The organism is Mesorhizobium sp. P2_D1, assembly GCF_056404455.1.
In genome coordinates, this window is record NZ_JBFUDZ010000020.1 from 69,515 (window position 1) to 81,726 (window position 12,212).

Sequence of the window (12,212 nt, forward strand, 5' to 3'; positions counted from 1 at the left end):
GGCCGAGTCGAGAATGGCGGGTTCCGAGAACCGGAACGGAGCGGACATTTGGATCCGTGAGTACCGGAAGCGCAGGAAACTGCCGTTCGCAGGCCGGCATCACCTGAATATCAGCAGATCCCTAATCTTCCCGGATTGCGTAGCCCGCCCCACGAATGGTGCGGATGACATCGGGCATGCGGCCATTGTTGACCGCCTTGCGCAGCCGGCCGACATGCACGTCGACCGTGCGTTCGTCGATGTAGATCGTCTCGCCCCAGACATTGTCGAGCAGCTGGCTGCGCGAGAACACGCGGCCGGGATGGCGCATCATGAATTCGAGCAGGCGGAATTCGGTCGGTCCGAGCCGGATCTCGCTCTTCTTGCGATAGACCCTGTGCGATTCACGATCGAGCACGATGTCGCCGACCTTGAGCACGCTGGACAGCACTTCCGGCTTGGCGCGGCGCAGCAGCGCCTTGACCCTGGCCATGAACTCCGGCGTCGAGAACGGCTTGACCAGATAATCGTCGGCGCCTGTCGAGAGGCCGCGCACACGATCGCTTTCCTCGCCACGCGCGGTCAGCATGATGATCGGCAGCCGCTCGGTCTCTGGACGCATCCTTAGCCGGCGGCAGAGTTCGATACCGGAAACCGCCGGTACCATCCAGTCCAGCACCAGAAGGTCGGGGACGTTCTCCTGCAGCCGGATCTCGGCCTCGTCGCCGCGCGTCACCACCTCGACCTGGTAGCCCTCGGACTCCAGATTGTAGCGGAGCAGCACACCCAGCGGCTCCTCATCCTCCACCACCATGATGCGTGGCGCGATCATCGACTGGTCATCCCTGCCGTCATGCCGCCGGCGCGGACATCGCCGTCTCGTCCTGCTTCGGACGATTGGCGGGCAGCTGCGTGCCGGTCAAAACATAATACGCATTTTCCGCGATGTTGGTGACGTGATCGCCGATGCGCTCAAGGTTCTTGGCGCAGAACAAAAGATGCGTGCAGGCGGTGATGTTGCGCGGGTCTTCCATCATGTAGGTCAGGAGTTCGCGGAACACGGAGGTGTACTTGACGTCGATGCGCTCGTCGTCGGCGCGCAGCTTCGCCAGCGCCGCCGCATCGCGTGCCGTATATTCCTCGATGACGCCCTGCACCTGGATCAGCACCAGCTGCGCCATTGCGTCGATGGAGTGCGACAGGTCGCGCGGGGTGACGCTGAGGCCGACGGTGCCGACGCGCTTGGCGATATTCTTGGCAAGGTCGCCAATGCGCTCGAGGTCGCCGGCCATGCGGATCGAACCGACGACATGACGCAGATCGTCGGCCATCGGCTGACGCTTGGCGATCAGTGTGATGGCGCGGTCGTCGAGCTCGCGCTGGCGCGCGTCCATGATCGCATCGTCGGAGACGACGCGCTGCGCCAGGGCGTTGTCGGAATTCAACAGCGCCTTGGTGGCGCCGCCGACCATCGAGCCGGCGAGGTCGCCCATGTCGCGGATCAGCCTGCTGATCTGTCCGAGATCCTCGTCGAAAGAAGCGACTGTGTGTTCGCCCATGATCTTAGTCCTCGTATGCCTGAGCTCAGCCGAAGCGGCCGGTGATGTAGTCCTGCGTGCGCTTCTCGCGGGGCGACGTGAAGATCTTCTCGGTGCGGTCGAACTCGACCAGTTCGCCCAGATACATGAAGGCCGTCTGCTTCGACACGCGCGCCGCCTGCTGCATGTTGTGGGTGACGATGACGATCGTGTAGTCGGCTTGCAACTCGTCGATCAGCTCTTCGATCTTGGCGGTCGACAGCGGGTCAAGCGCCGAAGCCGGCTCGTCGAGCAGGATGACTTCCGGCTTCACCGCCACGGTGCGGGCGATGCAGAGACGCTGCTGCTGGCCGCCGGAAAGGCTGAGGCCGCTGGCGTTGAGCTTGTCCTTGACTTCGGTCCACAGTGCGGCGCGCTTCAGCGCCTGCTCGACACGGCCGTCCATCTCGGACTTGCTGATCTTCTCGTAGAGCCTGACGCCGAAAGCGATGTTTTCATAAATCGACATCGGGAACGGCGTCGGCTTCTGGAACACCATGCCGATCTTGGTCCGCAGCAGGTTGAGGTCCTGCGAGCGGTCGAGAACGTTGTGGCCGTCGAGCAGCACCTGGCCCTCGGCGGTCTGCTTGGGATAGAGCTCGTAGATGCGGTTGAAGACGCGCAGCAGCGTCGACTTCCCGCAGCCCGAAGGTCCGATGAAGGCGGTGACGCTGCGCTCGGGCAGCGACAGCGTGATGTCCTTCAGCGCCTTGCTCTGGCCGTAGTAGAAGTTGAGGTTCTTGACCTCGATCTTGGCCTTGCCGGCAATTGCCTCGGCGGCGATCGTCATGTCTGGAGACAACATCTGGCTCATTTGTCCTCTCTGCGTCCGGTCAGGCTGCGAGCAAAGATGCTGAGCGCGAGAACCGTCAATGTGATGATGAGTGCACCGGTCCAGGCCAGTTGCTGCCATTCCTCGTAAGGGCTGAGAGCGAACTGGAAGATGGTCACAGGCAGGCTGGCCATCGGCGCGTTGAGATTGCTCGACCAGAACTGATTGTTGAGCGCCGTAAAGAGCAGTGGCGCCGTCTCGCCGGAGATACGGGCGATCGACAGCAATATGCCGGTAACGATGCCGGAAAGGGCGGCGCGGTAAGCGACCGACTTGATGACCACCCAGCGCGGCGCGCCGATCGCGGTGCCGGCCTCGCGCAACGCGTTCGGCACCAGGTTGAGCATGTCCTCGGTGGTGCGCACGACGACCGGGATGACCAGGATGGCAAGCGCGACGGCGCCGGCGATCGCCGAGAAATGCCCCATCGGCCGGACCATCAGTTCATAGACGAACAGGCCGATGATGATCGAGGGCGCCGACAAAAGGATGTCGTTGATGAAGCGCACCACGGTGGTGAGCTTCGAAAAGCGTCCGTATTCGGCCATGTAGGTGCCGGCCAGCACGCCGATCGGTGTACCGACGACGACGCCGATGATGGTCATCATGATGCTGCCGTAGATGGCGTTGAGCAGGCCACCGGCATCGCCGGGCGGCGGCGTCATTTCGGTGAACACCGCGAGATTGACGCCGGACAGGCCCTTGTACAGCAGCGCGCCGAGGATGAGCGCCAGCCAGGCAAGTCCGATGCCCGCGGCGGCGACGCACAGCGTCATCATCACGGAATTCTTCCTCTTGCGGCTCTGATGAAGCGATGTGGCTGTCGACATCGGTCAGGCTCCCGTGCGGGCGTCAATGCGCATCAGCATGTAGCGTGCGATGGCGAGGATCAGGAAGGTGATGACGAACAGGATCAGGCCGAGCGCCACCAGCGAAGAGGTATAGAGATCACCGACGGCTTCGGTGAATTCATTGGCGATGGTCGCGGAGATCGTCGTTGCCGGCGCGAACAGCGAGGTGCTGATGCGGTGCGCGTTGCCGATCACGAAGGTCACCGCCATGGTTTCGCCGAGCGCGCGGCCAAGGCCGAGCATGACGCCGCCCATGATGCCGATCCTTGTGTAGGGAATGACCACGCGGCGGGTCACTTCCCAGGTCGTGCAGCCGATGCCGTAGGCGGACTCTTTCAGCACCGGCGGCACCGTGTCGAAGACGTCCTTGGTGATCGAGGTGATGAAAGGCAGCACCATGATGGCAAGGATCAGCGACGACGTCAAAAGGCCGATGCCGTAGGGCGGACCGGCAAACAGGCTGTTGAGGCCGGGAATGCCGTGGAACGCGCTGATGATGAAGGGCTGCACGGTCGTCTGCAGGAAGGGCGCCAGCACGAACAGGCCCCAGATGCCGTAGATGATCGAAGGGATGCCGGCGAGCAGTTCAACCGCCATGCCGATCGGACGCCGCAGCGGGCGCGGACAAAGCTCTGTGAGGAAGATGGCGATGCCGATGCCAAGCGGCACGGCAATCAGGATGGCGATGGCGGAGGTGATGATGGTGCCGTAGATCGGCGCCAGCGCGCCGAATTTCTCCGTCACCGGATTCCAGCTTTCGCTGGTCAGGAAGGAGAAGCCAAAGGTCGACAGGGCTTGCCAGGAGCCGGCAAACAGCGAGATCGCAACACCGCCGAGCAAGACCAGCACCAGTATGGCGGCGGCACGGGTCATTCCGTGGAAGATCGCGTCGGTCAGCGCGAAACGTCTGACAGTCGCGTCGCGCGAACCTCGAATGGCTGGCAAGGCTTCCTGGACAGCACTCATGTGAAGCTCGGCTCTTTGAATTGAGGGAAAAGGAGCGCCGCGGCGCGGCGCTCCTTCAAAGGGATGTTATTCGCCGACGTAGACGGGCTTGCCGTCAGCCTGGATGTCGGCCTTCCACGAAGCCTTGATCAGGTCGACGACGCTGTCGGGGATCGAGACGTAGTCGAGACCCTTGGCGGTTTCTTTGCCGTCCTTGTAGGCCCAGGCAAAGAACTTCAGCGCTTCGCCGGTCGCGGCGGCGTCATCGGGGGTCTTGTGGATCAGCACCCAGGTCGAAGCAGCGATCGGCCAGGTGGCATCACCGGGTTCGTTGGTGATGATGACGTTGAAGTTCTTCGCGCCCTTGAAGTCGGCATTCGAAGCAGCCGAGCCGAAGGATTCGAGCGACGGCTCGACGACCTTGCCGGCGGCATTCAACATCTTGGAGTACGACAGGTTGTTCTGCTTGGCGTAGGCATACTCGACGTAGCCGATGCCGCCGTCGGTCTGCTTGACGGTGTTGGCAACGCCTTCGCTGCCCTTAGCGCCGACGCCGGTCGGCCATTCGACCGCGGTGTCCGAACCAACCTTGTCCTTCCAGTCGGGCGACAGCTTGACCAGATAGTCGGTGAAGTTGAAGGTCGTGCCCGAGCCGTCCGAACGGTGGACGACGGCGATCGCCGTCGACGGCAGGGTCAGGGTCGGGTTCAGCGCCTTGATCGCGGCGTCGTCCCAGGTGGTGATGGCGCCAAGGTAGATCTGCGCAATCGTCTTGCCGTCAAGGATGAGTTCGCCCGGCTTGACGCCCGTCAGGTTGACGATCGGCACGATGCCGCCCATCACCATCGGGAACTGCACGAGGCCGTTCTTTTCCAGATCGGCATCGGACATCGGCTTGTCGGTGGCGCCGAAGGTCACGGTCTTGGCGATGACCTGCTTGATGCCGCCGCCCGAACCGATCGACTGGTAGTTGAGGCCGACGCCGGTGTCTTTCTTATAGGTGTCGGCCCACTTGGCGAACACCGGATAGATGAAGGTCGAGCCGGCGCCGGAAAGGTCCGCGGCCATGGCTGCAGAAAGGGTGACGGTAGACGCTGTGGCCATTGCAATCGCAACGACCGCTGAGCGGATGAAATGTCTCATGTGGCCTGCTCCTGTTCGGAAGATGGTCTCTCGGCGCCATCCTCTCGGCGCCCGCTGAGGCCAATAGCCTTCGATTATAACAGTCGCATGACAGTTTCATGTCACCCCGGTAACGCGTCATCGGGGCGGGGAAAATGCCGGCAGGCAGGCGCTTGCGGCGGAAACCGGCTTTGTGCCCGGAATCAGGCACTTGCGCCGTTTCTGACCGAGAGCGACCTGCGGTTTCGCGATCAACGCCTCGGCAAAGAAAATCCGGACGGGAACGCGTTGCTCTCAGCCATTTGTCGTGGCCGGGCCATCGCCGAAAACAGGTCCGTTGGGGTAGGTTGACGCTGTCTCATGCCGGCGGTCGCTGCTCCCGCCCGTAACTGGAAGAGCGRAATTCGAATGTGGCCATTGTCCCGGCTGGGCGCCGCCTTGGATATGGTGCGATCGCGCCATAGTCTTGCCTCAGCGGGGGGTCGCGAATCTCCGCCGAGTCCTCTCGGGCAAGCCGGATGCAACGCCGGCCTTACCCGGCGTTGCGCTGAGCCTGGCGGCTGGCGCCGACCCAGCGCTCGACCTTCTCGAGCAAGGCCCTTGGGCTGATCGGCTTGGGCAGGTAGTCGTCCATGCCGGCCTCCAGGCAGCGTTCGCGATCGCCCTTCAGCGCATGCGCGGTGACGCCCACGATCGGCACACGCGTGCCGGTTTCTTCCTCCAGCCGGCGAATGGCGGCGGTGGCTTCGAGCCCGTTCATCTCCGGCATCGAGACATCCATAAGGATCATGGACGGATTGAGCCGGCCGAAGGCGTCGAGCGCCTTGCGGCCATTGCCGACGATCTCGAAACCATAGCCGGTCTCGCCGAGAATCTGGGTGAACACCATCTGGTTCACCTCATTGTCCTCGGCCACCAGGATATCCAGCCTGTCGCCACCGGCCGTCGCGGGTGRCCGGGGGCGGACCAAGGGCGGCTGCAACAGCGCCCGTTGTTCCGACGCCGGCGGCGGTGGCCGCACAACCTTGCCTGGAGGGATGTCGGCTGCCGGCGGCTGGGTGTCGGCCGTGTTGTGGCGATGCCGCTGGATCGTCGCAACCAGCGTTTCCAGCAGCACCGATGACCGCGCCGGCTTGATCAGCTGCGCATCGATGCCGAGATCGCGATAGCTGGTGTTGGCGAGCGACTGGTCGACCGAGGTCAGCATGATGATCGGCGTGCCGGCAAGGCCGGCGGTGTTGCGCACGATCCGCGCCATTTCGGCGCCGCTCATGCCCGGCATCTGGTAGTCGAGCACGACGCAGTCGACCGGCACGCCATAGGCGGCGGCCGCGATCAGCACCTTGAGACCCTCGGCGCCGCTTTCGGCCGCGCAGGAATCGAACGTCCACGATGTCATCTGTTCCGTGAGGATGGCCCGGTTGACGGCATTGTCGTCGACGATCAACACGCGCGCGCCGGTCACGTCGACAGGCGTGATGCGTTGCCCGTTCTGCTGTCCGGCCCTCGGCAGCGTGACCGTAAACCAGAAGGTCGAGCCCTTGCCTTCGGCGCTCTCGACACCGATGTCGCCGCCCATCAGTTCGACGAGCCGCGAAGTGATGGCAAGACCAAGGCCGGTTCCCTCGTGCCGCCTCGTCGACGAGGTGTCGACCTGGCTGAATTTCTCGAACACGAGTTTCAGCTTTTCCTCGGGGATACCTATGCCGGTATCGGTGACCGAGATCGTCAGTTTCGTCCCGGTCGGAACTCTTTCGCCGGTGACATCGACCAGCACATGGCCTTCATCGGTGAACTTCACCGCGTTGCCGAGCAGGTTGGTGACGATCTGCCTGATGCGGCCGACATCGCCCACGAACAGGCTCTCGAGACGAGGCTCGATGCGCACGATGAGCTCGAGATCCTTCTCCTTGGCGCGTGTCGACACCAGTGTCGCCACATCCTCGATCGCCTCGGCAAGGTTGAAGGGCGCCGGATCGAGCACCAGCTGGCCGGCGTCGATCTTGGAGAAATCCAGGATGTCGTTGATGATGGTGAGCAGCGCATTGCCCGATTTGACGATGATGTCGGTGAACGTCTTCTGTTTCGAGTTGAGGTCCGATTTGGCCAGCAGTTCGGCCATGCCGAGCACGCCGTTCATCGGCGTGCGGATCTCGTGGCTCATATTGGCGAGGAATTCCGACTTGGCGCGGTCGGCGAGCACGGCACGCTGCCGTGCCTCGCGCAGCTCGGCCTCGCGCGTCTTCAATTCGGTGATGTCGGTGGTCGATCCGATCAGGTACAGCGAACCGTCGGAGGCGATCATCGCGCCCTTGCGGGCGAACTGATGCCTGACGCTGCCGTCGGCCAACGTCACCGTCTCTTCGACCTCCTGGGTTTCACCGGTGCGCAGCACCGCAAGGTCGCTGCCGACAAAGGCTTCGCCGTCCGGCCCGAATATCTCGATGTCGGTCTTGCCGATCGCCTCTTCCTTGGCGAAGCCGGTCAGGTCGCACCAGCCCTTGTTGACATAGAACTGCCTGAGATCGGAGCGCTTGGCGTAGATCGACACCGGTACGTTGTCGATCAGGCTGCGGAACACCTCGTTCTCGCGCATGCTTTCTTCCAGCGCGCGCTCGCGCGCCTTGACCTCGGTGATGTCGGTGCTCGAACCGACCAGATGCACCGACCCGTCCAGCGCCACCAGGCGGCTCTTGCGCGTCATCAATTGCCGAACCGTGCCGTCGCGATGGGTGACGGGTTCCTCGACCTCCTTGACGGCGCCGGTCACGGCGACCTCGGTGTCGTCATGGCTGTAGCTATCGCCATCCTGCCCACCGAACAGCTGGCGGTCGGTGCGGCCGATGACCTCCTCCTTGGCGAGACCTGTTATCGCGCACCAGGCCTTGTTGACGAACTCGATGCTCAGGTCCTGCGCCTTGATGAAGGCAGCCACCGGTAGCTCGTCCAGCACGTGGCGGAACAGATCGATCTGGCGCATCGAGTCGCGCAACGCCTTCTCGCGGCTCTTGATCTCGGAGATGTCAACGCGAACGCCGATGAACGTGCCATCGTCGGTCCGCATGTCGTAGACCTGATACCAGCGGCCATCGGGGTTGTGACGTTCGAACGAGGAACTGGACAGGCGGTAGCGGGCAAGGATCGCATCCAGCCAGCGATCGGGGTCGCCGTCGTAGAGCGTGTCGACTTGCGGGTCTCCGCTGTTGCGGAAATATCCGTTCGAATGACCGAGGACGAGCGCTTCGCGAAGTGTACAGCCGGGCTGCCATGCCGGCCTCAAAGCCGGCAGCGTGTCCTGGATCTTGCGGTTGGCGAAAACGAACTTGTCGTCGCGGTCGTAAATGATGACGGCCGCCGGCAGGGATTCCAGCACGCTGGCGAGATGCTTGCGCGCATCTTCGGCCTCGGTCTCGCGGCGCTTCATGTCGGAAATGTCGAACAGGAAGCCGGCGACGTAGTTGCGGCCGCTGGCCATGCCGACGCGGCTCTTCCTGACGATCCGCGAGCGGCTGGCGCCATCGGCCTCGAAATTTTCTTCGACTTCGTAGGCACGCCCGCTGGCAAGCACGTCCCGTTCGCTCTGTTCGAAAAGCGCGACATTGCTGCCTGAGACGAAATCACCGCCGGGCTTGCCAAGCATGGCTTGCGGCGTCTGGCCAAACAAGGCGGCGAACGCCTCGTTGACGAACACAAACCGCAACTGGTCGTCCTTGACGAAGATCGGATCCTTGACGGCGTTGATCACCGCTTCCGCCAGCCGCGCTTTCTCCAGCGCGTCGGCAAGTTCGGCCTCGCGATCCTTCATGTCGGTGACGTCGACATAGGAGATCAGCCGCTTGCCGCCGGCCAGCGGCGCCATCGACGAGATCAGCGTGCGGCCGTCATTGCGCGGGAACTGTCGCGATCCGGCGGTGCCGGCCCTGATTTCCGCCTCGCGATCGGCGATGTGCCGCTGCCATGTCGCCTCGTCGGTACCATACGGGTCGACGTCGCGGCTGGCGTCCATCAGCTCGCGGAAGCTGCAGCCGATCTCGGCGCGCCGGGCGTCGATCTGCCAGAAATCGTAGAAGGCACGGTTGATGACTTCGGCGCGCAAATCGGCATCGAGGACGAGGACACCGATCGGCATCTGGTCGACCATGGCGCGAAGGTTGGCGAAGGTCTCCGCGGTCCTGGCATTGGCGTTCTCGACTTCGGCGTCGCGAAGCTTCAGATCGGTTATGTCGTAGTAGGTCAGCAGGCGCTTGCCGCCGGACAGGGCAGTGACCGAGAACATCATGGTCCTGCCGTCGGCATGGGGGAACTCGCGTGGCGCAACGGAGCCGGCGCGGATCTCCTCGATGCGGGTGGCGAGGTAGCGCTGCCATTGCTGTTCGTCGATATCGCCATAGATGCCGTTGCGGCGGTTGAGTTCCATCAACAGGCTGAACGGGGCGCCGACGGTCACGGCACCGTCCGGGATCCTGGAGAGGTCGCGATAGGCCTTGTTGACGATCAGCGTATCGAGCCTCGCGTCCAGAAGCACGACGCCCATGTGCATGGCGTCCATCGTCCGCTCTAGATCGGCAAGATGCTGGACGGGTTCGCTATCCGCCGCAGGCTTCTGCTCCAGAGCCCCGAAGGCGCCGGCCAGCGCCGTGACGTTGCGGCCAATGCCGCGATAGCCGGCAAATCCTCCCTCGCCATCGAACCTTGGAAAGCCCGACGTCAAGATCCAGCGGCAATCGGAGCGGCCGCCTTTCAGCTCATGCACGAAGTCGCGAAACGGCCGATGCGCCTGCAGATCCGCCAGATGCGCGGCACCGCTGCGGTCGTCGTTCAGGACCTGGTCGAGGAAGTCGAAGCGGAACCGGCCAAGCACATCAGCCGGATCGATGCCGGTGGCTGCCTGGTAGTTTTGCGAGAGCCAGGAGAAGCGCAGTTCGGCGTCGGTCTCCCAGACCCAGTCCGAACCGGCTTCGACCAGCTGGCGAAGCGCGTCGGTCGAATCCCTGCCCGCAGGGGACGGTAATGCAGCGTCGCCATGCGCTGCCGATTTGCGAGGCTCGCGCTTGCCGCGCGCGCCGATTGTGTCGTCCGCTTCCGCCATGCCGTCCCACCCGAAAACCAAGGCCGAACCCTCCCCCGCGGTTCGTCGCCGGAATGTGCCCGACAAGCATTAACGATCCGCTAACCTTAATGGGCGGTTAGATATTTCGGTCGACACGGCCTGCGTTATTCCGCCGGCTTGCCGGCAGGATTGAAGCCGCTATATAAGCTTCAAGGGATATTGCGGATGGTTGGACGGATCTCGCCTTGCTTCATGGGGCTGATGCTGCTTTTCGGGAGCGGCTGCTCGCGCACCTATGATGGCACCGTGGTCATCCCGAGGCCGCTCGATGTCAGGCGTTTCTGGGATCGTCCGCCACCACGTGTCGAATACGAGCAGGTTGAAGACGGCGCCTTTCCGGTGGCGCCGCAGCCGCCACAGCGACTTTCCGAGCGCAGGGTGGTGACCCATGCCCCGCCAAGACGGCACCGGACGAGGGTCTCGACCGCGCCGGCCTCCGCGTCTGAACCGGCGAAGCTGCTGACGTGCAGAAACGTCACCGAGCCCGGCAAGAGAGCTCGCATGGTCTGCGAATAGCGATCGATTGGCAAATGCCTGTCATCAAGCTCTGCGTTCAGAGCGAGGCAGCGCCCTTTTTGGGTTCTCTCGCACCGAGCTTGTCGAGTGCGAGACGTACCTGACGCAAATCGTCCTGCCAGCCATCATCGTCGCCCATCGGGCTCTCCGACGCAGCCCGCTGCAGCCCACGAGCCTCGGATTCGATCTCGCGCAGTTCAGCGATTTTCTGTTCGGTGGTCAGGGAGCCGTCTTCGACGATCTCCAGCACCCTCATTTCCCTGAACGTTGCCATGGCGTTTCTCCTGGCTGATGTCTATCACAACGCCGTGAGCGTCCCTCTGTTCCAACTGTCCTTGTGTTCCAGACCATCCTTTATTTGTGTTTGAGCTTGAAACCTTTGCCTGGGCTTCAGCGTTGAATGGGCCAGGAGAGAGGAGAACGCAGATGTCGATCCACTTCACGGTTTCGGACCTGACAAGGAACCTGTTTCACTCGCTGGGGCTGGATCACGAGCGTGCACCAAGGCCCCTCAATGCCGAGCAAAGCCTGTTGCTGGAATGTTATCTGGCCGGCCAGGTTCCGGAATCGGCCTGGAACGATTATGTCTTCGAGACGCCTGACCTTGCCCGGCATGCCGAGGCGAGGCGCAGTCACCACTGAACCAGCATACGCCAAGAGCTGAGTGCACCGCCGTGGCAAGGCGGTTCCGGCTTCCCTGTCGCCTTACTTGGGAGACGTGAATTGCAACGTGAACACGTTGCCGGCGACGCCTTGGGCCAACTTCGATGAGAATGTCAGGGGCAGGCAATTCTGCAAGGCCGTCGTCGCGGCATCGACAAATGATTTTTTCGCATTGGCGTCGCCGTTCACATGGATGGCTGTCGGCCTCGGGGGGCCGATCAGCGTGCCGTCCCGCTTGAAGCTGAAGCTCAAGGTAACGCTGGCAGTTCCGGCATCCGCCGGCGGCGTCCAGCATGCCTGGATCGCAGCCCCGACATCGCTCATGGTGTTGAGTTCAGCGGCATTTGAAGGATGAACGGCGCCTGCCAGCATCATCCCCGCAACCACAGCCTGCCTCGCAACGCTTTTCATCGCCAGCCCTCGTCTCACTCCTGACCGGCAGTCCATGCCGACTGCCGAAATGGATGGTAAGGCCAATGCCGGCAATGACAATATCTCTGGGCAAAAAGTTGACGCCAAAAATGCGACACCGGAGCAATTCCAGGAAAGGAGTGAAACGAGTTTTCCGTCTGGAATTGCGTTAAAACAAGAAGATAGGACGTCACGTCGACAGTGAG

General features: G+C 62.8%; 11 protein-coding genes. 2 read left to right on the top strand and 9 right to left on the bottom strand.

The window, feature by feature from the left end:
* Nucleotides 1-121 precede the first annotated feature (121 nt).
* The 7 genes from phoB to AC1D0I_RS16640 all read right to left on the bottom strand — a co-directional run bounded on the left by phoB (nucleotide 122) and on the right by AC1D0I_RS16640 (nucleotide 10,395).
* Complete coding sequence (gene phoB, locus AC1D0I_RS16610) at nucleotides 122-811, bottom strand: phosphate regulon transcriptional regulator PhoB (RefSeq protein ID WP_010911896.1); 690 nt, start codon at nucleotides 809-811, stop codon at nucleotides 122-124.
* A gap of 19 nt (nucleotides 812-830) precedes the next feature.
* On the bottom strand, nucleotides 831-1,538 hold the full coding sequence (gene phoU / locus AC1D0I_RS16615) for a phosphate signaling complex protein PhoU (protein ID WP_095089319.1): 708 nt from the start codon (nucleotides 1,536-1,538) through the stop codon (nucleotides 831-833).
* Between the two features lie 25 nt (nucleotides 1,539-1,563).
* On the bottom strand, nucleotides 1,564-2,370 hold the full coding sequence (gene pstB / locus AC1D0I_RS16620; RefSeq protein ID WP_477396423.1) for a phosphate ABC transporter ATP-binding protein PstB: 807 nt from the start codon (nucleotides 2,368-2,370) through the stop codon (nucleotides 1,564-1,566).
* Complete coding sequence (gene pstA / locus AC1D0I_RS16625; RefSeq protein ID WP_095089321.1) at nucleotides 2,367-3,218, bottom strand: phosphate ABC transporter permease PstA; 852 nt, start codon at nucleotides 3,216-3,218, stop codon at nucleotides 2,367-2,369. The genes pstB and pstA overlap by 4 nt, the downstream gene beginning before the upstream one ends.
* A 3-nt stretch (nucleotides 3,219-3,221) precedes the next feature.
* Nucleotides 3,222-4,205: a phosphate ABC transporter permease subunit PstC gene (gene pstC, locus AC1D0I_RS16630; RefSeq protein ID WP_184875813.1), complete on the bottom strand. Its 984-nt coding sequence runs from the start codon at nucleotides 4,203-4,205 to the stop codon at nucleotides 3,222-3,224.
* Between the two features lie 66 nt (nucleotides 4,206-4,271).
* On the bottom strand, nucleotides 4,272-5,327 hold the full coding sequence (gene pstS, locus AC1D0I_RS16635; protein ID WP_477299923.1) for a phosphate ABC transporter substrate-binding protein PstS: 1,056 nt from the start codon (nucleotides 5,325-5,327) through the stop codon (nucleotides 4,272-4,274).
* Nucleotides 5,328-5,838: 511 nt separating this feature from the next.
* A complete protein-coding gene (locus AC1D0I_RS16640; RefSeq protein ID WP_477396453.1) occupies nucleotides 5,839-10,395 on the bottom strand; it encodes a PAS domain-containing protein in 4,557 nt (1,518 codons plus the stop codon).
* Between the two features lie 186 nt (nucleotides 10,396-10,581).
* Between AC1D0I_RS16640 and AC1D0I_RS16645 the strand changes: the two genes are divergently transcribed.
* Nucleotides 10,582-10,932 carry a hypothetical protein gene (locus AC1D0I_RS16645; RefSeq protein WP_477227747.1) on the top strand — a complete coding sequence of 117 codons (351 nt, stop codon included), beginning with the start codon at nucleotides 10,582-10,584 and terminating at the stop codon, nucleotides 10,930-10,932.
* 37 nt (nucleotides 10,933-10,969) lie between these two features.
* On the opposite strand, the gene AC1D0I_RS16650 is transcribed toward AC1D0I_RS16645, so the two are convergent.
* Entirely contained in the window at nucleotides 10,970-11,206 is a 237-nt protein-coding gene (locus AC1D0I_RS16650) for a hypothetical protein (protein WP_095089328.1), read from the bottom strand.
* Nucleotides 11,207-11,358: 152 nt separating this feature from the next.
* Between AC1D0I_RS16650 and AC1D0I_RS16655 the strand changes: the two genes are divergently transcribed.
* Nucleotides 11,359-11,574: a hypothetical protein gene (locus AC1D0I_RS16655; protein ID WP_477285082.1), complete on the top strand. Its 216-nt coding sequence runs from the start codon at nucleotides 11,359-11,361 to the stop codon at nucleotides 11,572-11,574.
* A 63-nt stretch (nucleotides 11,575-11,637) separates the two neighbouring features.
* Here the strand turns inward: AC1D0I_RS16655 and AC1D0I_RS16660 are convergent, their stop codons facing one another.
* On the bottom strand, nucleotides 11,638-12,006 hold the full coding sequence (locus tag AC1D0I_RS16660; protein ID WP_477396424.1) for a hypothetical protein: 369 nt from the start codon (nucleotides 12,004-12,006) through the stop codon (nucleotides 11,638-11,640).
* Between the last annotated feature and the right edge of the window lie 206 nt (nucleotides 12,007-12,212).

Excerpts from the sequence above, each read along its gene's own strand:
- phoB (WP_010911896.1), bottom strand. The coding sequence starts at position 811 with ATGATCGCGCCACGCATCATGGTGGTGGAGGATGAGGAGCCGCTGGGT.
- phoU (WP_095089319.1), bottom strand. The coding sequence starts at position 1,538 with ATGGGCGAACACACAGTCGCTTCTTTCGACGAGGATCTCGGACAGATC.
- pstB (WP_477396423.1), bottom strand. The coding sequence starts at position 2,370 with ATGAGCCAGATGTTGTCTCCAGACATGACGATCGCCGCCGAGGCAATT.
- pstA (WP_095089321.1), bottom strand. The coding sequence starts at position 3,218 with ATGTCGACAGCCACATCGCTTCATCAGAGCCGCAAGAGGAAGAATTCC.
- pstC (WP_184875813.1), bottom strand. The coding sequence starts at position 4,205 with ATGAGTGCTGTCCAGGAAGCCTTGCCAGCCATTCGAGGTTCGCGCGAC.
- pstS (WP_477299923.1), bottom strand. The coding sequence starts at position 5,327 with ATGAGACATTTCATCCGCTCAGCGGTCGTTGCGATTGCAATGGCCACA.
- AC1D0I_RS16645 (WP_477227747.1), top strand. The coding sequence starts at position 10,582 with ATGGTTGGACGGATCTCGCCTTGCTTCATGGGGCTGATGCTGCTTTTC.
- AC1D0I_RS16650 (WP_095089328.1), bottom strand. The coding sequence starts at position 11,206 with ATGGCAACGTTCAGGGAAATGAGGGTGCTGGAGATCGTCGAAGACGGC.
- AC1D0I_RS16655 (WP_477285082.1), top strand. The coding sequence starts at position 11,359 with ATGTCGATCCACTTCACGGTTTCGGACCTGACAAGGAACCTGTTTCAC.
- AC1D0I_RS16660 (WP_477396424.1), bottom strand. The coding sequence starts at position 12,006 with ATGAAAAGCGTTGCGAGGCAGGCTGTGGTTGCGGGGATGATGCTGGCA.